Origin of the sequence: Bacteroides sp. D55t1_190419_B8 (assembly GCF_015558905.1) — a bacterium.
GTDB lineage: Bacteria > Bacteroidota > Bacteroidia > Bacteroidales > Bacteroidaceae > Bacteroides > Bacteroides vicugnae.
On sequence record NZ_JADMOU010000001.1, the window covers coordinates 137962 to 161026 of the forward strand.

General features: G+C 42.5%; 19 protein-coding genes. 17 read left to right on the forward strand and 2 right to left on the reverse strand.

What is annotated here, in order from left to right; all coding sequences use genetic code 11:
* Positions 1–25 precede the first annotated feature (25 nt).
* From I2I13_RS00480 to I2I13_RS00560, 17 genes are all read left to right on the forward strand, one after another.
* Complete coding sequence (locus I2I13_RS00480) at positions 26–1573, forward strand: DUF4836 family protein (RefSeq protein ID WP_195648455.1); 1548 nt, start codon at positions 26–28, stop codon at positions 1571–1573.
* A gap of 20 nt (positions 1574–1593) precedes the next feature.
* The gene (locus tag I2I13_RS00485) at positions 1594–2238 is read left to right on the forward strand and encodes an ATP-binding cassette domain-containing protein (RefSeq protein ID WP_148364346.1); all 645 of its coding nucleotides are present in this window, start codon (positions 1594–1596) and stop codon (positions 2236–2238) included.
* Between the two features lie 94 nt (positions 2239–2332).
* Positions 2333–3538, forward strand: a complete 1206-nt coding sequence (locus I2I13_RS00490; protein WP_195648456.1) for an ABC transporter permease — start codon at positions 2333–2335, stop codon at positions 3536–3538.
* Between the two features lie 47 nt (positions 3539–3585).
* On the forward strand, positions 3586–6237 hold the full coding sequence (locus I2I13_RS00495) for a TonB-dependent receptor plug domain-containing protein (RefSeq protein WP_195648457.1): 2652 nt from the start codon (positions 3586–3588) through the stop codon (positions 6235–6237).
* Positions 6238–6480: 243 nt separating this feature from the next.
* Positions 6481–7401 (forward strand): tRNA (adenosine(37)-N6)-dimethylallyltransferase MiaA, encoded by a 921-nt coding sequence (miaA, locus tag I2I13_RS00500; RefSeq protein WP_148364343.1) that lies wholly within the window; start codon positions 6481–6483, stop codon positions 7399–7401.
* A gap of 58 nt (positions 7402–7459) precedes the next feature.
* Entirely contained in the window at positions 7460–8386 is a 927-nt protein-coding gene (locus I2I13_RS00505; protein WP_004301802.1) for a diacylglycerol kinase family protein, read from the forward strand.
* Positions 8387–8530: 144 nt separating this feature from the next.
* Positions 8531–9331: a 3-deoxy-8-phosphooctulonate synthase gene (gene kdsA, locus I2I13_RS00510; RefSeq protein ID WP_074558494.1), complete on the forward strand. Its 801-nt coding sequence runs from the start codon at positions 8531–8533 to the stop codon at positions 9329–9331.
* 81 nt (positions 9332–9412) lie between these two features.
* Positions 9413–12250 carry a pitrilysin family protein gene (locus I2I13_RS00515; RefSeq protein WP_195648458.1) on the forward strand — a complete coding sequence of 946 codons (2838 nt, stop codon included), beginning with the start codon at positions 9413–9415 and terminating at the stop codon, positions 12248–12250.
* Between the two features lie 23 nt (positions 12251–12273).
* Positions 12274–13767, forward strand: coding sequence for a DUF5687 family protein (locus tag I2I13_RS00520; protein ID WP_195648459.1), 1494 nt, complete (start codon positions 12274–12276; stop codon positions 13765–13767).
* A gap of 38 nt (positions 13768–13805) precedes the next feature.
* A complete protein-coding gene (locus I2I13_RS00525) occupies positions 13806–14513 on the forward strand; it encodes an ABC transporter ATP-binding protein (RefSeq protein WP_195648460.1) in 708 nt (235 codons plus the stop codon).
* A 25-nt stretch (positions 14514–14538) separates the two neighbouring features.
* Entirely contained in the window at positions 14539–15162 is a 624-nt protein-coding gene (locus I2I13_RS00530) for a C40 family peptidase (RefSeq protein ID WP_195648461.1), read from the forward strand.
* A 26-nt stretch (positions 15163–15188) separates the two neighbouring features.
* The gene (locus I2I13_RS00535; RefSeq protein ID WP_195648462.1) at positions 15189–16073 is read left to right on the forward strand and encodes a TraB/GumN family protein; all 885 of its coding nucleotides are present in this window, start codon (positions 15189–15191) and stop codon (positions 16071–16073) included.
* A 38-nt stretch (positions 16074–16111) separates the two neighbouring features.
* The gene (locus I2I13_RS00540) at positions 16112–16750 is read left to right on the forward strand and encodes an HAD-IA family hydrolase (protein ID WP_195648463.1); all 639 of its coding nucleotides are present in this window, start codon (positions 16112–16114) and stop codon (positions 16748–16750) included.
* Positions 16751–16944: 194 nt separating this feature from the next.
* A complete protein-coding gene (gene rplU / locus I2I13_RS00545; RefSeq protein ID WP_004316691.1) occupies positions 16945–17262 on the forward strand; it encodes a 50S ribosomal protein L21 in 318 nt (105 codons plus the stop codon).
* A 21-nt stretch (positions 17263–17283) separates the two neighbouring features.
* Positions 17284–17547 (forward strand): 50S ribosomal protein L27, encoded by a 264-nt coding sequence (gene rpmA, locus I2I13_RS00550; RefSeq protein ID WP_004301792.1) that lies wholly within the window; start codon positions 17284–17286, stop codon positions 17545–17547.
* A gap of 272 nt (positions 17548–17819) precedes the next feature.
* A complete protein-coding gene (serS, locus tag I2I13_RS00555; RefSeq protein ID WP_195648464.1) occupies positions 17820–19094 on the forward strand; it encodes a serine--tRNA ligase in 1275 nt (424 codons plus the stop codon).
* A gap of 157 nt (positions 19095–19251) precedes the next feature.
* On the forward strand, positions 19252–21552 hold the full coding sequence (locus I2I13_RS00560; protein ID WP_148364340.1) for a bifunctional dihydroorotate dehydrogenase B NAD binding subunit/NADPH-dependent glutamate synthase: 2301 nt from the start codon (positions 19252–19254) through the stop codon (positions 21550–21552).
* A gap of 210 nt (positions 21553–21762) precedes the next feature.
* On the opposite strand, the gene panD is transcribed toward I2I13_RS00560, so the two are convergent.
* Both panD and panC read right to left on the reverse strand, forming a co-directional pair.
* Positions 21763–22116 carry an aspartate 1-decarboxylase gene (gene panD / locus I2I13_RS00565; protein WP_004301789.1) on the reverse strand — a complete coding sequence of 118 codons (354 nt, stop codon included), beginning with the start codon at positions 22114–22116 and terminating at the stop codon, positions 21763–21765.
* A gap of 18 nt (positions 22117–22134) precedes the next feature.
* Positions 22135–22980, reverse strand: a complete 846-nt coding sequence (panC, locus tag I2I13_RS00570) for a pantoate--beta-alanine ligase (RefSeq protein WP_074558481.1) — start codon at positions 22978–22980, stop codon at positions 22135–22137.
* Positions 22981–23065: the final 85 nt, after the last annotated feature.

Consider the following 23065-nt stretch of genomic DNA (forward strand, 5'->3'; position numbering starts at 1 on the left):
TATACAACTTTTAAATAACATAAGTATGGCAAAGAAAACGATTTCACGACTCTCGGTACTGGCAGTACTGATTGTTTTCCTGGCAGCATGTTCCAAGACATCGGAATATACAAATGTGATACCGGCTGACGCTTCGGTAGTTGCCTCTATCAACCTCAAATCCCTCGCAAGCAAAGCAGGATTGGATGATAAAGAGAATGAAGCTGCTAAACAAAAAGTACTGGAAGCACTGAAAAGTGGAATGAATGCCGCCACATTCCAACAACTGGAAAAGGTTATGAAAAATCCGGGCGAATCGGGAATCGATGTTGAATCTCCATTCTATGTATTCTCTTCATCTTCTTTCCCTTATCCCACCGTTGTAGGTAAAGTGAACAATGAAGATAAGTTGCATGCTTCACTCGACGTGATGGCAAAAGAACAAATCTGCCAACCGGTAGGTGAAGCTGACGGTTACAGTTTTACAACGATGAACGGCGGTTTGCTTGCTTTCAATAATTCTACTGTACTAGTAGTTAACGTAAGCGGAACGACTCAAACTGATAAAGCCAAAGAAGCCATTACTAATTTGTTGAAACAGACAGCAAGCAACAGTATCGTGAAATCAGGAGCTTTCCTGAAAATGGAAAAACAGAAAAGTGATATTAACTTTTTCGCTTCCATGACAGCTATCCCTTCAACCTACCGCGATCAGATAACCATGGGATTACCTACCGAAGTGAAAGCGGAAGACATCACTCTGATAGGAGGACTGAACTTTGAAAAAGGCAAGATTGCCCTCAAAACAGAAAACTATACTGAAAACGAAGCTGTAAAAGCTCTCCTGAAAAAACAAATGGAATCTGTTGGAAAAGCTAACAACACTTTTGTTAAATACTTCCCTGCTTCTACCCTGATGTTCTTCAACGTAGGCGTAAAAGGAGGCGAACTGTATAACCTGTTGAGCGAAAACAAGGAATTCCGCAACACAGTATCTATCGCTAAGGCAGATGAAGTAAAAGAATTGTTCAGTTCATTCAATGGTGATATTTCAGCAGGGTTAATCAATGTTACCATGAGCAGTGCCCCTACTTTCATGATGTATGCTGACGTCAAGAACGGCAATGCACTTGAAACTATTTACAAGAACAAGCAATCATTGGGACTAAAAAAAGGAGAAGACATCATACAACTTGGCAAAGACGAATACGTCTACAAGACAAGAGGCATGAATATATTCTTCGGCATCAAGGATAAACAAATGTATGCAACCAATGATGAGTTACTTTACAAAAACGTAGGTAAAGCTGCCGACAAATCAGTCAAAGATGCTCCTTATGCATCGGATATGAAAGGAAAGAGCTTATTTATAGCAATCAATGCCGAAGCAATTCTTGATTTGCCTATAGTTAAAATGGTGGCAGGTTTCGGAGGACAGGAAGCTAAGACATATATCGAACTGGCCAACAAGGTTTCTTACCTGTCTATGAGTTCGGAAGGAGAAATCAGCGAGATCGACCTTTGCCTGAAAGACAAGGATGTAAATGCCCTCAAACAAATTGTAGACTTTGCCAAGCAATTTGCCGGCATGTAATAAATGTATAAACAAACGGTATGAATAGTATTCACCTACAGCAAACACTTCCCCAAGTGTTTGCTGACCGTAATTCGGTGACTTCGGACGTATGGCATCAGGATCTTTTCTTCCGAAAAGGAGAGATGTATCTGATTGAAGCGGCTTCCGGCACCGGCAAATCTTCGTTGTGCAGCTACATCTATGGTTACCGCAACGACTATCAGGGGATTATTAATTTCGATGAAACCAATATCAAAGCATACTCCGTGAAGCAATGGGTCGACCTGCGAAAGCATTCACTAAGTATGCTTTTTCAGGATTTACGCATCTTCACCGAACTGACCGCTCTTGAAAATGTGCAATTGAAGAATAACCTCACCGGATGCAAAAAGAAAAAAGAAATCTTATCATTCTTCGAACAACTGGGGATCGCAGATAAAATAAATGTGAAAGCCGGTAAGCTATCTTTCGGACAGCAACAGCGCGTCGCCTTTATCCGGGCGCTCTGCCAGCCGTTCGACTTTTTATTTCTGGATGAACCGATCAGCCACCTGGACGATGATAACAGCCGCATCATGGGTGAACTTATCATTGCCGAAGCAAAGGCACAAGGAGCCGGAGTGATCGCCACTTCCATCGGTAAACATATCGAGTTGCCTTACAACCATACACTTCAACTGTAGTAAGCTGGTTAATAATAGGTAGCAGGTAATAAACAATCTCTTTTCACAGCATCATTTCAAATCGTAAATCGTAAATTGTAAAATCGTAAATAAAATGCCAACTCTTGTCTGGAAACTCCTTCGCCAACATATCAGTATCGGTCAATTAGCCGGTTTCTTTTTAGCCAACCTATTCGGCATGATGATTGTATTGCTTAGCGTACAGTTTTATAAAGATGCCATTCCGGTATTCACCGAAGGAGACAGCTTTATGAAAAAGGATTTCATCATAGCTACAAAGAAAATCAGCGCTCTCGGTTCTTTTGCAGGAAAAAGTAATACATTCTCTGCCGAAGAAATTGCGGATCTGAAGAAGCAACCGTTTACCAAAACAATAGGAGCTTTCACTCCTTCCCAATTTAAAGTTTCGGCAGGATTAGGAATGAAGGAAGCTGGTATTCATCTTTCCACAGATATGTTTTTTGAGTCTGTTCCCGATGAGTTTGTCGACATCAAACTCGATAAATGGCATTTCGATGAATCTACACATACCATACCCATTATCATTCCCCGCAACTATCTGAATCTTTACAACTTCGGTTTTGCGCAAAGCCGAAGCCTTCCCAAACTATCGGAAGGATTGATGAGTCTGATTCAAATGGATATTATGATGCGTGGCAACGGACGGGTGGAACAGTATAAAGGCAACATTGTCGGCTTCTCCAATCGCCTGAATACGATTCTTGTTCCCCAGTCCTTTATGAAATGGGCTAATGAGAATTTTGCACCGAATGCAGAAGCCCAACCGGCACGATTGATTATCGAGGTTAGCAATCCGGCAGATTCCGCCATCGCCAGTTATTTTCAGAAGAAAGGATACGAAACGGAAGACGGCAAGCTGGATGCCGGAAAAACAACTTATTTCCTCCGTCTTATCGTAGGTATTGTATTGGGAGTGGGTTTATTTATCAGTATCCTTTCATTCTATATACTGATGTTGAGCATCTTCCTGCTCTTACAAAAGAATACGACCAAGCTGGAAAGTCTATTACTAATCGGATACAGTCCCAACAAGGTAGCATTGCCTTATCAGTTGCTCACGGTAGGATTGAACGTTATCGTGCTTGTATTATCCATCGGATTAGTCTCCTGGTTACGCAGTTATTATATAGACAGCATCCGCTTGCTATTCCCACAACTGGAAACCGGATCATTATGGGCAGCAATCAGCATGGGAATTGTATTATTCATCGCCGTATCGGTTATCAATATAGTGGCAGTGAAAAGAAAAGTGCTTTCCATATGGATGCATAAGGCGTAGATGGAAAAGACTCGCTAAAACAAAGTTTTCACAAAGACTTATAATATATGAAAAGCATAACTACATTTTCGATTAATAGGGTTTCAATAGCTTTCTTTTTCGGAATGCTGTTCTGTTTTGCTCCATTGTCGGGGCAAAACGAACAAGATACAATCATTGCGTATTTTAATCTGCTGGAAAAAGTCCCACAGGAAAAGCTGTACCTGCATCTGGACAAGCCATTTTATGGGGCAGGAGAAAAAATATGGTTCAAGGGATATCTGGTAAACTCTGTTACACATCAAGATAATACACAAAGCAACTTCATCATTACAGAGCTTGTCAACCGTTCCGACTCTATCGTAGAACGTAAGAAGATTCGTAGAGATTCACTGGGGTTTCATAATGCTTTCACCCTCCCTCCCACTCTCCCGGCAGGTGATTATTATTTGCGGGGATATAGTAACTGGATGCTTAATCAGGAACCGGAATTCTTTTATTCACGCAATCTGAAAATCGGTAACTCGATTGATAACACGATTGTCTCGAATATTGAGTATCAGCAAGAAGACGAATCACATTATACAGCCAAGGTAAGATTTACCAGCAATGCCCAAGAGGCTTTCAGAAATACTGCTATCCGCTACCGCTACTTTGAAAATGGAAAGATAAAAGATAAAGGTAAAAGAAAGACAGACGAGAATGGGATGATTTCTATTTCCCTGCCGGATCTGAAGCCTATTGCCACACGCCACATTGAAGTAGAATTCGATGATCCCCAATATATCTATAAAAAGACTTTCTATCTGCCTTCGTTTACAAAAGACTTTGACGTTAAGTTCTTCCCGGAAGGGGGAGCTCTCCTGGCCGTTGCTCATCAGAATATAGCTTTCAAGGCTCAAGGATCGGACGGCTTTTCCACAGAAATAGAAGGCTGCCTGTTCGATGCCAACGGAGACACATTAACAGTCTTCCGCTCAGAGCATGACGGCATGGGAGTTTTCACACTGAATCCGACTATAGGGAACTCTTATTATGTGATTGCCAAATCCGATGACGGTATCAGTAAACGATTCGACCTCCCGGCTGTAGAAGAAAAAGGAATCACACTTTCCATGACACATTATAAAAAGGAAATCCGTTACGAAATCCAGAAAACAGAAGCTACCCAGTGGCCTCAAAAGTTATTCTTGATTGCACATACTCGCGGAAAGCTGATCATCCTGCAGCCAGTCAGTGTCGACAGGACTTTTGGAAGAATGAACGACAGTTTATTCAACGCAGGCATCACCCATTTCATGCTGATCGACCAACAGGGTAATGCACTTAGCGAACGCCTGGTTTTCGTACCCGACCGGAATCCGCATCAATGGCAAATTCTTGCAGATAAGCCGACATACGGAAAAAGAGAAAAGGTATCCCTGCAAATTTCAGCAAAAGATGATAACGGTACTCCGGTAGAAGGTAGTTTCTCCGTCAGCATTACCGACAGAAAGAGTATCCGTCCGGATTCGCTTGCTGACAATATCGTATCGAATCTTCTATTAACCTCCGACTTAAAAGGATATGTAGAAAATCCCGGATATTATTTTCTGCAACAAGACCTCCGGACTCTCCGCACGGTAGACTTCCTGATGATGACGCACGGATGGCGCAGACACCATATCCGGAATGTACTGACTGCACCTTCAATGAACCTCACCAACTATATGGAAAAGGGGCAAACTATCAGCGGACGTATCAAAGGCTTCTTTGGAGGTAACGTTAAGAAAGGACCTATTTGTATTCTGGCTCCCAAACAGAACATCATCGCCACTACCACCACAGACGAAAAAGGAGAGTTTATCGTGAACACATCTTTCAGAGATAGCACGACTTTCCTTGTTCAGGCACGTACCAAAAGAGGATTTGCCGGAGTAGACATTGTGATTGACACTCCTCAATACCCGGCAACTTCACACAAGTCTCCTTTCCATGATGGAACAGCAACGTTTATGGAAGATTATTTGCTCAATACCCGCGACCAATATTACATGGAAGGTGGAATGAGAGTGTACAATCTGAAAGAAGTGGTAGTCACTGGAAGTCGTAAAAAGGCCAGTTCAGAAAGTATTTACACAGGAGGTATCAACACCTACACGATCGAAGGGGACAGATTGGAAGGATTCGGTGCACAAACAGCTTTCGATGCAGTCACCAGACTTCCGGGCATTAGCGTGACAAATGGAAATGAAATACATATCCGCAACAATCCCGAGCAACCTGTCATTGTCGTTGACGACGTGGTATATGAAGACGATAACGACATCTTGACCATGATACAAACCAGTGATATGTCGAGTTTGAGCCTTCTCCGCGGTGCCGATGCAGCAATCTTAGGCTCCCGCGGTTCGGCAGGTGCTATCGTTATTACGCTGAAAGACGGTAAAGATATCCCGGCAAGACCGGCACAGGGCATTATCACGTGTACTCCACTGGGGTACAGCGACTCGGTCGAGTTCTATCATCCTACTTATGATACGCCCGAAAAGAAGAATGACCAACGCTCGGATTTACGAAGTACAATCTATTGGAATCCTACCCTACAACTGGATGCTAATGGAAAAGCAATCATCGAATACTATACTCCGGACAGCACTGCACCGGAAGATATAACCATAGAAGGTGTGGATAAAAATGGAAAGGCATGCCGGATCATACAGGCAATAAGCAACAGATAAATGTGAAAATGATTTTGAACTAAAGGCACTTTAGCTGAACAATGCCAGTATCTTCAAGCTACTTTACCCGTATCTATGCGTTATTCTCACACGCTTCATCATCATTAGATTGAATACCAGCAATTAGAGGTTAAAATACAAATTAACCTTCCCTACTCTCTTATTTATCTTGATAAAAAAGCGATTGAATACCAAACAGGTTAAAAATATTTCGTAATTTTGCAGATATAAAAGAATGAAGCTATGCCGGACTATGATTTAATCGCCATACTCGGACCTACAGCCTCGGGTAAAACTCCCTTTGCCGCTGCCTTGGCCTATGAACTCAACACAGAAATTATCAGTGCCGATTCCCGTCAGATATATAGAGGAATGGATCTCGGTACAGGAAAAGATTTGGCCGACTATACCGTAAACGGACGTACAATCCCCTATCATCTGATTGACATTGCAGACCCCGGATACAAATACAATGTGTTTGAATATCAACGTGATTTCCTGAATTCTTACGAAAGCATCAAACAAAAAGGCTGTCTTCCCGTTTTATGTGGAGGGACAGGTATGTATCTGGAATCCGTGTTGAAAGGATATAAACTGATGCCCGTACCGGAAAATCCGGAATTACGCAACCGTTTGGCAAATCATTCGCTGGAAGAGTTGACGGAAATATTAAGTCAATACAAGGCTTTGCATAACTCCACCGACGTGGATACCGTGAAACGGGCGATACGTGCAATAGAAATTGAAGAGTATTATGCAGCCCATCCGGTTCCCGAAAGGGAATTTCCGGAACTGAACAGCCTCATCATCGGAGTGGATATTGACCGGGAACTGCGCCGTGAAAAGATCACCCGCCGATTAAAACAACGATTGGATGAAGGAATGGTGGACGAGGTAAGACGATTGATCGAACAGGGAATTGCACCGGACGATCTCATCTACTATGGACTGGAATACAAATACCTGACATTGTACGTCATAGGCAAACTGACTTATGAAGAAATGTTCAACGGTTTGGAGATAGCCATCCATCAGTTTGCCAAGCGACAAATGACCTGGTTCCGTGGCATGGAAAGAAGAGGATTTACGATCCATTGGATGAATGCAGAGTTACCAATGGAAGAAAAGATAGCTTTTGTAAAAGAGAAACTGCAAGGGAATTAGTATCTTTGGCAGTTATTATAGTGCGATTTTTAATACACAATAGGATAGATATACAAATATGAGTGTAGAACCGAAGAAATGGGGAGTGATTTACAACCCAAAAGCTGGTACCCGAAAGGTAAAGAAGCGCTGGAAAGAAATTAAGGAGTACATGGACAGTAAAGGTGTAGACTATGACTATGTACAATCCGAAGGTTTCGGTTCGGTAGAGCGTCTCGCTAAAATTTTGGCCAACAATGGTTATCGCACGATTGTCATTGTGGGAGGTGATGGGGCATTGAATGATGCCATCAATGGCATTATGCTATCCGATGCCGAAGATAAAGAGAACATTGCCCTCGGTATGATTCCGAACGGTATCGGAAATGACTTCGCCAAATATTGGGGACTTAGCACCGAATACAAGCCGGCTGTCGACTGTATCATCAATCATCGGTTGAAGAAAATAGACGTAGGCTACTGCAACTTCTACGACGGAAACGAACACCAGCGTCGCTATTTCCTCAATGCCGTTAATATCGGACTGGGAGCACGAATCGTCAAAATCACCGATCAGACCAAGCGTTTCTGGGGAGTGAAGTTCCTTTCATACGTTGCCGCCCTGTTTTCTCTTATATTTGAACGGAAGCTTTACAGAATGCATCTCCGTATCAATGACGAACATATCCGCGGACGCATCATGACCGTATGTATAGGCAGTGCCTGGGGATGGGGACAAACACCCAGTGCCGTTCCATACAACGGATGGCTGGATGTATCCGTAATCTACCGCCCGGAATTCCTGCAAATTATTTCCGGACTATGGATGCTGATTCAGGGAAGAATCCTGAATCACAAAGTGGTGAAAAGCTACCGGACGAGAAAAGTAAAGGTACTCCGGGCACAGAATGCAGCGGTGGATTTGGACGGGCGTTTGTTGCCTAAACATTTTCCTTTAGAAGTAGGCGTGCTCCCGGAAAAGACAACGCTTATTATTCCAAATTAAATATAATTAGGCACGGATTACGCGGATTACACGGTTTTCTTAATATAACCGAATTGGCAAGAACAGTGTAATTTACAGTATCTGCAAGAACCGTGTAATCCGCGTAATCCGTGCCTGAAAATAAACTTATAATAGTAGTTAAGTATGATAGAACTTAAGAACAACCCCACCGGCAACTTTTTCCTGTTGGCCGGTCCGTGTGTGATAGAAGGTGAAGAAATGGCAATGCGCATTGCCGAACGAGTAGTAAAGATCACCGAAGCACTGCAAATTCCTTATGTATTCAAAGGTTCTTACCGCAAGGCAAACCGCTCACGTCTGGATTCGTTTACCGGCATTGGCGATGAGAAAGCACTCAAAGTATTGAGAAAAGTACATGAGACTTTCGGAGTCCCTACCGTAACCGATATCCATACCGCAGATGAAGCTGCAATGGCAGCCGAATACGTGGACATACTTCAAATCCCGGCTTTTCTTTGTCGCCAGACCGACTTGTTGGTTGCCGCAGCCAAAACCGGAAAAACGATTAACATCAAGAAAGGACAGTTCCTTTCACCGCTGGCAATGCAGTTTGCTGCCGACAAAGTGGTGGAAGCCGGAAACAAGAATGTGATGCTTACCGAACGCGGAACAACTTTCGGCTATCAGGATCTTGTTGTGGACTATCGTGGTATCCCCGAAATGCAAACATTCGGCTATCCGGTGATTCTGGATGTCACTCACTCCTTGCAGCAACCCAACCAGACCAGTGGGGTAACGGGAGGAATGCCGCAGTTGATAGAAACTGTCGCCAAAGCAGGTATCGCCGTAGGTGCCGACGGAATATTCATCGAAACGCATGAAAACCCTGCCGTGGCAAAAAGCGATGGTGCCAATATGCTAAAGTTAGACCTCCTGGAAGGACTGTTAACTAAGCTAGTCAAGATACGGGAAGCTATAAAATAACTCTTTTCCCTGTCTATTTGTGATTTACAACCAAACACAACGACAAATAACACAGAAATATTTATTTAAACTAAATAGAACATGAAACATTTATTACGTGGATTATTTATTGCAGTCCTTTTTATATGCTGCAATTTCCAGCTCGTACTTGCACAACCCATGCAAGAGTTACCTGTAGACAAGAATGTCCGCATCGGTAAACTAGACAACGGGCTTACCTATTACATTCGCCACAATGCCCTTCCCGAAAAACGAGTTGAATTCTACATCGCCCAGAAAGTAGGTTCTATTCTTGAGGAACCGCAACAACGTGGTCTGGCTCACTTTCTGGAGCACATGGCTTTTAATGGCACAAAGCACTTCCCGGGTGATGAAACCGGACTTGGCATCGTGCCCTGGTGCGAAACGAAAGGTATCAAATTCGGCACGAACCTGAATGCATATACCAGCGTCGACCAGACGGTGTACAACATCAGCAACGTACCGACTGAAAATATAAACGTGGTAGACTCTTGTCTGCTGATCCTTCATGACTGGTCGAATGCTATCAACCTTGCCGACAAGGAAATTGACAAAGAACGTGGTGTTATCCGCGAAGAATGGAGAAGCCGCAACAGTGGTATGCTTCGCATCATGACTGATGCACAGTCTACTCTATATCCGGATTCTAAATATTCAGACTGTATGCCTATCGGAAGCATTGATGTTATCAACAACTTCCCTTATCAGGATATCCGCGATTATTATGCGAAATGGTATCGTCCGGACTTGCAAGGAATCGTTATTGTAGGTGATATCAATGTAGATGAAATTGAAGCCAAACTGAAAAAGGTATTCGCAGATGTAAAAGCTCCGGTAAACCCGGCCAAACGTATCTACTATCCAGTGGCAGATAATCAGGAACCGCTTATCTATATCGGCACAGACAAGGAAGTGAAGAATCCTTATGTAAACATCTTCTTCAAACAAGACGCTACACCGGATTCTTTGAAAAATACCATTGCTTATTATGCTACCCAGTATATGGTCAGCATGGCTATGAATATGCTGAACAACCGTTTGAACGAACTCCGCCAAACTGCTAATCCTCCTTTCACTAGTGCAAGCGCAGAATATGGAAACTATTTCCTTGCCAAGACTAAAGAAGCACTCGCACTTGATGCAAGCAGCAAAATAGACGGCATCGATTTAGCAATGAAAACAGTTTTGGAAGAAGCTGAACGTGCACGCCGCTTCGGATTTACCGCATCAGAATATGAACGCGCACGCGCCAACTATCTGCAAGCCGTAGAATCTGCTTACAACGAACGTGAAAAGACTAAAAGTAGTTCTTACGTCAACGAATACGTTAACAATTTCCTTGAAAAAGAACCGATTCCGGGAATCGAAGTTGAATATACACTGGTAAACAAACTGGCTCCGAATATCCCTGTAGAAGCTGTCAATCAGGTGATGCAACAACTAATCACTGACAACAATCAGGTGGTTTTACTGGCCGGTCCGGAAAAAGAAGGCGCTAAATATCCTACTAAAGAAGAAATTGCTGCTTTATTGAAACAAATGAAGTCATTCGATCTGAAACCTTATGAAGATAAAGTTTCTAACGAACCGCTGATCTCTGAAGATATTAAAGGTGGCAAGATTGTTTCTGAAAAAGCTGGTGATATTTATGGTACGACTAAGTTGGTGCTTTCCAACGGCGTAACTGTATATGTGAAGCCTACTGATTTCAAGGCTGACCAGATTGTAATGAAAGGTGTAAGCTTCGGTGGTACCAGCGTATTCCCGAACGAAGAAATTATCAATATCTCTCAATTAAACGGAGTAGCTCTGGTAGGTGGAATCGGTAATTTCAGCAAAGTGGATCTGGGTAAAGCTTTAGCCGGCAAACGTGCAAACGTAGGTGCGGGTATCGGCAACACTACGGAAACTGTTTCCGGTAGTTGTGCTCCGAAAGACTTTGAGACAATGATGCAGCTTACTTATCTGACTTTCACATCTCCGCGTAAGGATAATGAAGCATTCGAATCTTACAAGAACCGTCTGAAAGCCGAACTTCAAAATGCGGACGCTAATCCGATGACTGCTTTCAGTGACACAGTTACAAGTGTACTATACGGTCACCATCCGCGTGCCATCAGAATGAAGGAAAACATGGTAGACCAGATTGACTATGACCGTATTCTTGAAATGTACAAAGACCGCTACAAAGATGCTAGTGATTTTACTTTCTTCCTGGTAGGAAACGTAGACTTGGCTACAATGAAACCGTTAATCGCCAAATATCTGGGAGGTCTGCCATCTATCAACCGTAAAGAGACTTTCAAAGATAACAAGATGGATATCCGCAAGGGAGAGATCAAAAATGTATTTGCAAAGGCACAGGAAACTCCAATGGCTACCATCATGTTCCTTTATAGCGGCACTTGCAAATATGACTTGCGCAACAATGTCCTGCTTAGCTTCTTAGATCAGGCTCTGGATTTGGTTTACACTGCTGAAATCCGTGAAAAAGAAGGAGGTACATACGGTGTAAGCTGTAACGGAAGCCTTGGTAAATACCCGAAAGAGGAACTTGTTCTTCAGATTGTATTCCAAACTGACCCTGCCAAGAAAGATAAACTGTCTGCTGTTGTTGTAGAACAACTTCACAAAATGGCAAAAGAAGGTCCGTCTGCCGAGCACATGCAGAAGATCAAAGAATATATGCTGAAGAAGTATAAAGACGCCCAGAAAGAAAACGGCTACTGGCTTAATAATATGGACGAATACCTCTACACGGGTGTGGATAATACCAAAGACTATGAAAAGTTGGTCAACAGCATCACAGCGAAAGAAGTGCAAGAATTCCTCGCCAATTTGCTGAAACAGAACAACGAAATTCAAGTCATCATGACCGTGCCGGAAGAAAACAAATAAAAATTCTCTAGTATATCTACTGAATGATGATATTCAACGAATTACGCAAACATGGAAGGCTTGCCGCCAAACGGCATCCGATGTATGAAAAGAACAAAGTTGCTAAAATACTCGGTTATGTCATGGGCGCATTCTGGGCCGGTTACCTGATATTCTTCGGTACGACGTTCGCGTTCGGATTTTCTGATATGGTTCCCAACCGGGAACCATATCATGTGATGAACGCAGTGGTTCTGATCTTTATCCTGGCACTGGACTTTCTGTTGCGTGTTCCGTTTCAAAAAACACCGACACAGGAGGTAAAACCTTACCTCCTGCTGCCGGTTAAACGAATTCGTGTCATCGACTTTTTACTAATCCGCTCGGGACTAAGCCTGTTCAACCTGTTCTGGCTGTTTCTGTTTGTCCCTTTTTCCTTCATCACTATTACCAAGTTTTTCGGTATCTCCGGTGTCATCACCTATCTTATCGGTATCTTGCTATTGATTATTGCCAATAATTACTGGTACTTGCTTTGCCGCACTCTTATCAACGAACGTATTTGGTGGATTCTATTACCTATCACTTTTTACGGTGGAATAGGCTGCCTTCTTTTCATTCCCGAAGATAGCCCCCTCTTCTATTTCTTCATGGATCTGGGAGACGGATATATACAGGGCAACATTCTATATTTTCTCGGCACCATACTTGTGATTGCCATTTTATGGCTGGTTAACCGCAAGATCATGTCCGGACTTATCTATGCAGAGCTGGCAAAAGTAGAAGATAGTCAGATTAAGCATGTCTCCGAATATAAATTCTTCGAACGCTACGGGGAAGTTGGCGAATATATGAGATTGGAACTGAAAATGCTTTTACGTAACCGCCGCTGTAAAGGTGCATTACGCAATATCGCTATTGTAGTGGTGGCTTTCTCCGTTGCACTTAGCTTTTCCAGTGTCTACGACGGCAATTTCATGACTTCCTTCATCTGTGTATACAACTTTGCCGTATTCGGAATGATTATCCTTTCACAGATTATGTCCTTCGAAGGCAATTACATTGATGGCCTGATGTCTCGTAAAGAATCAATTATGAGTCTGCTGAAAGCCAAATATTACACATACAGTATTGGTGAAATCATACCTTTCATACTCATGATTCCCGCCATCATCATGAATAAACTCACTTTACTGGGCGCCTTCGCCTGGTTTTTCTATACCATCGGCTTTATTTATTTCTGTTTTTTCCAACTGGCTGTCTACAACAAACAGACGGTACCCTTAAACGAGAAAGTGGCAAGCCGGCAAACGAATAGTGCTATACAGATGGTGGTTAATTTCGCGGCTTTTGGTGTGCCTCTCATCTTATACAGTCTATTAAATGCATTTTTAGGTGAAACAATCACTTACATAATTCTGTTAGTTGTCGGTCTCGGATTTACCCTGACTTCTCCTTTATGGATTAAAAATGTATATCATCGTTTCATGAAACGGCGATACGAAAACATGGAAGGCTTCAGAGACAGCCGCCAATAAACGCTCATGAATCATTAACCATATAAACATTGAAGATCATGATTATCATTGACAAACTTAAAAAGAATTTCGGTGAGAAGATTGCCGTAGACATAGAACACTACGAAATCAATCAAGGCGATATGCTCGGATTGGTGGGAAACAACGGTGCCGGTAAAACAACTCTCTTCCGAATCATGCTGGATCTGCTAAAAGCAGACGATGGTAAGGTGATTATTAATGATATTGATGTCAGCCAAAGCGAAGACTGGAAAAACATTACCGGTGCTTTCATTGACGATGGTTTTCTGATTGATTATCTCACTCCGGAAGAATATTTCTATTTCATCGGAAAGATGTACGGACTAAAGAAAGAAGAAGTAGACGAACGTCTGATTCCTTTCGAACGTTTTATGAGTGGAGAAGTGATCGGGCACAAGAAGCTAATCCGCAACTACTCCGCAGGTAATAAGCAAAAGATCGGAATTATTTCTGCCATGCTTCATTACCCGCAATTACTGATACTGGACGAACCGTTCAACTTCCTCGATCCAAGTTCTCAGTCTATCATCAAACATCTGCTCAAGAAATATAATGAGGAACATCAAGCTACGGTTATTATATCCAGTCACAACCTCAATCATACCGTAGATATATGTCCGAGGATCGCTTTATTGGAACACGGTGTCATCATCCGGGATATTATCAACGAGGACAACTCCGCAGAGAAAGAACTGGAGGATTATTTTAATGTAGAAGAAGAGTAAACGGTAAATAGGGAATGATAAAATAATGAATGGTAAGTATTCATCCTTACCAAAATTATTGCATAAACTAATTATGATGAGATATATAACAGAAAAGTCTGATACCCATAAGTCTAGTATAAAGAAACCTGATAGAAAGAAAAGATACTTCCTGCAATTCGTCCTTTTATTAGGACTGGTTGCCAGCCTTAGCTCCTGCCGCACCTCCGCTCCCCGGCTGGATTATCAAGCATTGGCGCAGGCTTCTATATTGTTGGGGGTAGATATCAATATGGAGGATAACCATAAGCTCTATCTGGAAGCAGCCGACTGGATAGGAGTTCCCTATCGTGGTGGAGGTGATTCGAAACGAGGAGCCGACTGTTCGGGATTAGTTTATCAAGTGTACCGTAAGGTATACCGCACCCAAGTGCCGCGTAACACGGAAGATCTGAAAAAAGAAAGTAATAAAGTCGCCAAGCGGAATCTCCGGGAAGGAGACTTGGTATTCTTCACCAGCAGCCGTTCAAAAAATAAAGTAGCTCATGTAGGCATTTACCTCAAAAACGGAAAGTTTATCCATTCCAGCACCAGTAAAGGAGTGATCGTCAGCAACTTGAACGAGAACTATTATAGCAAACACTGGATAAGCGGCGGCAGGATACGTTAATTATCAACTTCTAATGATATAAAATTATGAAATCATTCATCGGAGCAGTTCTATTTATTTGCGTGGCATTCAGCGCCAATGCACAGCTTTTATGGAAAGTGTCCGGCAACGGACTGAACCAACCGTCCTACATCATAGGCACTCACCATCTGGCACCGTTCAGCATCATGGACAGCATTGCCGGACTTAAAAAGGCTATGAATGAAACCCAACAAGTATATGGAGAGATGAAAATGTCGGAAATGCAATCGCCCGCCACCATGGGAAAGATGCAAAAGGCAATGATGATTGAAAGTGATACCACGCTGAACTCTCTCCTTTCTCCGAAAGACTTTGAGACTGCTAATAAATTCTGCAAAGAAAACCTGATGGTAGATTTAAATATGGCTCCGAAGCTAAAGCCTGCCTTCTTATTAAATAATGTAGTGGTGATGGCTTACGTAAAACATATAGGGAAATTCAACCCGCAAGAGCAACTCGACACATTCTTTCAGAGCCAAGCCATCCAAAACGGAAAAAAGGTGGACGGACTGGAAACTGCAGAATTCCAATTCAACCTGCTTTTCAATGGCAGTTCACTACAACGGCAAGCACAACTATTGATGTGCACTCTTAACCATATAGAGACTGAAGTAGAAAACCTGAAAAGGCTCACAAACGCCTACATGAGCCAAGATCTGAACACTATGCTTAAAATCAGCGAAGAGCGTAAAGGCGATCAATGTGACGCACTTCCCGGCGAAGAAGATGCTATGATTTACAACCGTAATAAAGCATGGGCTGAAAAACTACCGGCAATCATGAAGGCTGCCCCGACTTTTGTCGCAGTAGGCGCCCTGCACCTCCCCGGAGAAAAAGGATTATTAAACTTACTAAAAAGACAAGGATACACAGTAGAAGCTGTGAAATAAGAAAAGTATTTAGTACTTTTGCGGAAAAGTTTTCCCCAATGAACTACAAAACCTATTTATTCGATTTCGACTACACACTAGCCGATTCGTCGCGTGGTATCGTTAAGTGTTTCAGAATTGTGCTTACCCGGCATCAGTATTTAACCGTTACTGATGAAGCTATCAAGCGTACAATCGGCAAAACATTAGAAGAATCATTCAGTATCCTTACCGGAATTACCGACCCGGCACAGTTGGAGGCCTTCCGGCAGGAGTACAGACTGGAAGCTGATGTACACATGAATGTAAATACCCGTCTTTTCCCCGACACATTGTCTACGCTGAAAGAATTGAAGAAACGGGGTGCCCGCGTCGGAATTATCTCTACCAAGTATCGTTTCCGGATATTGAGTTATCTGGAAGAATATCTGCCTAAGGATTTTCTTGATATAGTAGTGGGAGGAGAAGATGTAAAAGCACCGAAACCTTCGCCGGAAGGAGTTAAATTTGCATTAGAACATCTGGGAAGTAGCCCCGATGAAACATTATATATTGGAGATAGCACCGTAGATGCCGAAACAGCGCAGAATGCAGGAGTCGATTTTGCAGGTGTGCTGAACGGAATGACAACGGCAGAGGAACTTCGTGTTTATCCACACAAAATCATTATGCAGAATTTAGGAGAATTAGTCCAATAGGCTACAATGAGAGCTAAAACGCTCATTTATTTGCCGTAATCATTTTATCTCCTATAAAAAATAAAAGAAATATTTGTCGGGAACGAATAAAAATAGTACTTTTGTGCCCGATTATTCCGCAACGGGTTCGATAAAGAGTTCTTTAAGTGATTAAAGACCACCCGCCGGAGCTAACTTATACATTTATATATAAGATGTACGCAATTGTAGAGATTAACGGTCAGCAATTTAAAGCAGAAGCTGGTCAAAAGTTGTTCGTTCACCACATCGAAGGTGCAGAAAACGGTTCAACAGTAGAATTTGAAAAAGTTCTTTTGGTAGACAAAGACGGAAATGTAACAGTAGGTGCTCCTACCGTAGAAGGCGCTAAAGTTGTTTGCCAGGTTGTTTCAAACTTGGTTAAAGGCGACAAAGTTCTTGTTTTCCACAAGAAAAGAAGAAAAGGACACAGAAAACTGAACGGTCACCGCCAACAGTTCACTGAATTAACAATTACAGAAGTAGTAGCTTAATCAATTAAAAAGTAAGAAGAAATGGCACATAAGAAAGGTGTCGGTAGTTCTAAGAACGGCCGCGAATCACAAAGTAAAAGATTAGGCGTTAAGATATTTGGTGGCGAAGCTTGCAAAGCAGGTAACATCATCGTTCGTCAAAGAGGTACTGAATTCCACCCGGGTGAAAACATCGGAATGGGTAAAGACCACACTCTTTTCGCTTTAGTAGATGGTACAGTTAGCTTCAAAGTAGGCAAAGAAGACAGAAGATATGTTTCTGTTGTTCCTGCTACCGAGGCATAATTGCACAACTGAAAATATTTAAGAGAAGGAGATGTAATCCAATGGATTACATCTCCTTTCTTTTTATACAACCAGAGTTTTATATATTACTCTAAAAGAGACATATATATCATTCACTGCATATATGTTTATTATACAGCTCAATACATGTATTATATATATATATCATAGACATATCATATATATTATATATAACACATATATTTGCTTGATTATTCGTTTTTTCTTTATCTTTGTAGCCTTAAATAAGAAAGTTCATAAAAAGTATAGATATGCTTACCATTAAACAAATTACAGAAAACACAGAGGCGGTACTCCGCGGACTGGAAAAGAAGCATTTCAAAAATGCAAAGGAAACGATCGATCAAGTGATCGCTCTTAACGACAAGAGACGTAGCACACAAAATGAATTAGATAAGAATCTGGCAGAGGTTAACTCGCTTTCACGCACCATCGGTCAACTGATGAAAGAAGGCAAGAAAGAGGAAGCTGAAACTGCACGTGCCCGCGTTGCCGAACTAAAAGAAGGTAACAAAGTATTAGACGCCACCATGACACAGGCTGCAACAGATATGCAGAATGTACTTTATACCATTCCTAACATTCCTTACGACAGTGTGCCCGAAGGTGTAGGCGCTGAAGATAACGTAGTGGAAAAAATGGGAGGTATGGAAACTGAACTTCCTAAAGATGCACTTCCTCACTGGGAACTGGCTAAGAAATATGATTTAATAGACTTCGACCTGGGTGTAAAAATCACAGGTGCAGGTTTCCCTGTATATAAAGGTAAAGGCGCACAACTTCAACGCGCTCTTATCAACTTCTTCCTGGACGAGGCACGCAAATCCGGATATACTGAAATCATGCCACCGACAGTAGTTAACGCTGCTTCCGGTTATGGCACAGGACAGCTTCCTGACAAAGAAGGACAAATGTATCATTGCGAAGTAGATGATTTATATCTGATCCCGACAGCAGAAGTGCCTGTAACCAACATCTACCGTGATGTGATTTTGGAAGAAAAACAGTTGCCAATCATGAATTGCGCCTATACACAATGTTTCCGTCGTGAAGCTGGTTCCTATGGTAAAGATGTGCGCGGACTGAATCGTCTGCACGAATTCTCCAAAGTAGAATTGGTTCGTATTGACAAACCGGAACACTCCAAACAATCTCATCAGGAAATGCTCGACCACGTAGAAGGTCTGTTGCAAAAACTGGAACTTCCGTATCGTATCCTCCGCCTCTGTGGTGGTGATATGAGCTTCACCGCTGCCCTTTGCTTCGACTTCGAAGTATATTCAGAGGCACAGAAACGTTGGTTGGAAGTAAGTTCCGTATCCAATTTCGATACCTATCAAGCCAATCGTCTGAAATGCCGTTACCGTAATGCAGAAAAGAAAACCGAGCTCTGCCATACATTAAACGGTTCAGCATTAGCATTGCCACGTATCGTTGCCGCCCTACTTGAAAACAACCAAATTCCGGAAGGTATCAGAATACCAAAAGCATTGGTTCCGTATTGTGGTTTTGACATGATAGACTAATATTTGGCATGACAGACTAATAAAAGTACCGTATATAAAAAGCCACTCATCAAAAGAGTGGCTTTTCTTTTATATTTCGTAAATTAGCTGTATCTTTGCCAAAATTTATATCATTCTGATAGCAGTTACGTAATAAAAACAACAAATTAATTAGATAATGAACAAAATCATTAGCAAGGAACGCTTTTCTGAAAAAGTATTCAAATTTGAAATTGAAGCTCCTTTAATTGCTAAATCTCGTAAGGCCGGACACTTCGTCATCGTACGTGTAGGCGAAAAAGGAGAACGTATGCCATTGACTATCGCAGGTTCCGACCTAAAAAAGGGCACCATTACTCTGGTAGTACAGGAAGTCGGGCTTTCTTCTACCCGTCTCTGCGAGCTGAATGAAGGCGAATCTATTACTGACGTAGTAGGCCCACTCGGACAAGCTACCCATATAGAGAAATTCGGAACAGTAGTCTGCGCTGGTGGCGGTGTAGGTGTGGCTCCGATGCTTCCTATCGTACAGGCTTTGAAGGCTGCCGGCAACCGTGTTATCACCGTATTGGCTGGACGCAATAAAGACCTTATCATCTTGGAAAAAGAAATGCGTGAAAGCTCTGACGAAGTAATTATCATGACGGACGACGGTTCTTACGGTCGTAAAGGTCTGGTGACAGAAGGTGTAGAAGAAGTTATCAAACGTGAGAAAGTAGACAAATGTTTCGCTATCGGCCCTGCCATCATGATGAAATTTGTTTGCTTGCTGACTAAAAAATATGAAATTCCGACAGATGTTTCGCTAAATACGATCATGGTGGACGGAACTGGTATGTGCGGTGCTTGCCGTATCACTGTGGGAGGAAAAACAAAGTTCGTTTGTGTAGACGGTCCGGAATTCGACGGTCACCAGGTGAATTTCGACGAAATGCTGAAACGTATGGGTGCGTTCAAGAATATCGAACGCGAAGAAATGCATAAGCTGGAATCGGAATGTGAAGCAACCAAAGAAATCGATGAAAAAAGTCGTAATGCTGCTTGGAGACAGGAGTTACGTAAATCCATGAAACCCAAAGAACGTACAGCCATTCCTCGTGTAGAAATGAATGAACTCGATGCTGAATACCGTTCACATAGCCGTAAAGAGGAAGTTAATCAAGGATTAACAGCAGAACAGGCTGTTACAGAAGCCAAACGTTGTCTCGATTGTGCTAATCCGGGATGTATGGAAGGCTGCCCGGTAGGCATTGATATTCCCCGCTTCATTAAGAATATCGAACGCGGCGAATTCCTCGAAGCTGCCAAAACATTGAAAGAAACAAGTGCGCTTCCGGCTGTTTGCGGTCGTGTGTGCCCGCAAGAGAAACAGTGCGAATCAAAATGTATTCATCTGAAAATGAATGAAAAGCCGGTAGCTATCGGTTATCTGGAACGTTTTGCAGCTGATTATGAACGCGAAAGCGGACAAATCTCCGTACCTGTCATTGCAGAGAAAAATGGTATCAAAATAGCAGTTATCGGTTCAGGACCTGCAGGATTGGCATTTGCCGGAGACATGGCTAAATATGGATATGATGTAACTGTATTCGAAGCGTTGCATGAAATTGGAGGTGTATTGAAATACGGTATTCCCGAATTCCGTTTGCCAAACAAGATTGTAGATGTAGAAATCGACAATCTTGGCAAGATGGGCGTTAACTTCATCAAAGACTGTATTGTAGGAAAGACTATCGGTGTAGAAGACTTGAAAGCGGAAGGTTTCAAAGGAATATTCGTGGCTTCCGGTGCCGGACTGCCAAACTTTATGAATATCCCGGGAGAGAACTCCATCAATATCATGTCTTCAAATGAATACCTCACCCGTGTCAATTTAATGGATGCCGCCAGCGAAGATTCGGACACTCCGGTAGCTTTCGGTAAGAATGTGGCAGTAATCGGTGGTGGTAACACAGCTATGGACTCTGTCCGTACAGCAAAACGTCTTGGCGCTGAACGTGCTATTATTATCTATCGTCGTTCGGAAGAAGAAATGCCGGCACGTATCGAAGAAGTAAAACATGCCAAAGAAGAAGGAGTTGAATTCCTCACTCTGCATAATCCTATCGAATATATTGCTGATGAACAAGGTTGCGTAAAACAGGTTATTCTGCAAAAGATGGAATTAGGAGAACCGGATGCTTCCGGACGTCGTAGCCCTATAGCTATCCCGGGAGCAACAGAAACAATCGATATAGACCTGGCCATTGTCAGCGTTGGGGTATCTCCTAACCCGATTGTTCCAAGCTCTATCAAAGGACTGGAATTAGGACGAAAAGGAACTATCGCAGTAAATGACAACATGGAATCTTCTATCCCGATGATTTACGCAGGTGGCGACATCGTTCGCGGCGGAGCTACTGTAATTCTGGCGATGGGTGATGGCCGTAAAGCTGCCGCTGCCATGAATGAGCAACTGAAAACAAACGCCGGCAACTAACTGCCGCTTATTAACACCCGGGCTAAACTTCCCTAACACGTGGGATAACTACATCTGACACGTGGGCGGAAGTTTATCGAGAGGTGGGCTAAAGCCAACTCATATGTGGGTAGAACACCGATCATCCCCGGCATAAAAAATAGAATAAGAAAAGCCCCGTTTACGAAATGTAAAACGGGGCTTTTCTTATTCAAATATCAAAGATACTTTCTACTTTACCACTTTGTTCGTCGCAGGATCAGGGAAAATGACAGCCGGTTTAAACGACTTGGCTTCCTCAAAATCCATCAATGCATAAGACATGATTATCACAATATCATCCGGTTGCACCTTGCGGGCAGCAGCACCATTCAGACAAATTTTGCCCGAACCGCGTTCACCTTTGATAATGTAGGTTTCAAAGCGTTCACCGTTGTTATTATCAGCAATATACACTTTCTCTCCCGGAATCATGTTTGCAGCATCCAGCAGGTCTTCATCAATCGTGATACTACCCATGTAGTTCAGATTTGCCTCTGTGACACGTGCACAATGAATTTTCGACTTCAACACTTCAATCATCATAAGGTTTCGTCTTTTTAGTTATTCTTTATATTTAATGTTATCAATCAGCCGGACTTCTCCACAGAACACTGTGATGCATCCCACCGCATAGGAAGTATCTTCCCAATTACTAATTTTCTGCAATGTGTTTCCGTCTACGATCTCAAAATACTCCATACGCAAACCCGGAGCAGCTTCAATCGCATCTTCAACCATCTTTTGCGTCTCGCTCACTGTATGAGTGGCTGCAAAGTTACGACTTTTAAATAAGGTGCGAGAAATATTTAAAGCATTTTCACGTTCTTCTGCAGATAAACGTTTGTTCCGGCTACTCAATGCCAGTCCGTCTTCCTCACGTACAATTGAACAACCTACAATTTCAAGATTATATTTCAATTGCCGAACCATTTCACGAATAATCGCTAACTGCTGGAAGTCTTTCTCTCCGAAATATGCCCGATCCGGCAGTACAGCATCAAACAGTTTGCTGACAATTTGGCAAACACCGTTAAAATGTCCCGGACGGAAAGCTCCTTCCATCACCGTATCCAATGGTGCATAGCTAAATTGACGAGTATCCGGTTCCGGATACATTTCGCTAACTGAAGGAACAAAAGCGAAATCCGCCCCGCATTCTTCCAACAAACGACAATCTGCATCCAATGTACGCGGATATTTCTCCAAGTCATTTTTATCGTTAAACTGTGTGGGATTCACAAAAACACTCACAACAGTTACACCATTCTCACTTACGCTGCGCTTTACCAGAGATGCATGTCCCGCATGTAAAGCACCCATTGTAGGAACCAGTCCCACCTTTTTACCTTGGGCTCTTAGGGCAGTCAATTCTGCCTGTAAGTCCTTGATAGTGTGCACTACTTTCATTTTCGTCAATTGGTTTATGTTTTACTCGTTTGCAAAAACTCTGCAAAATAAACTAATATTTGCCACATAAAGAAAGAATATCTTA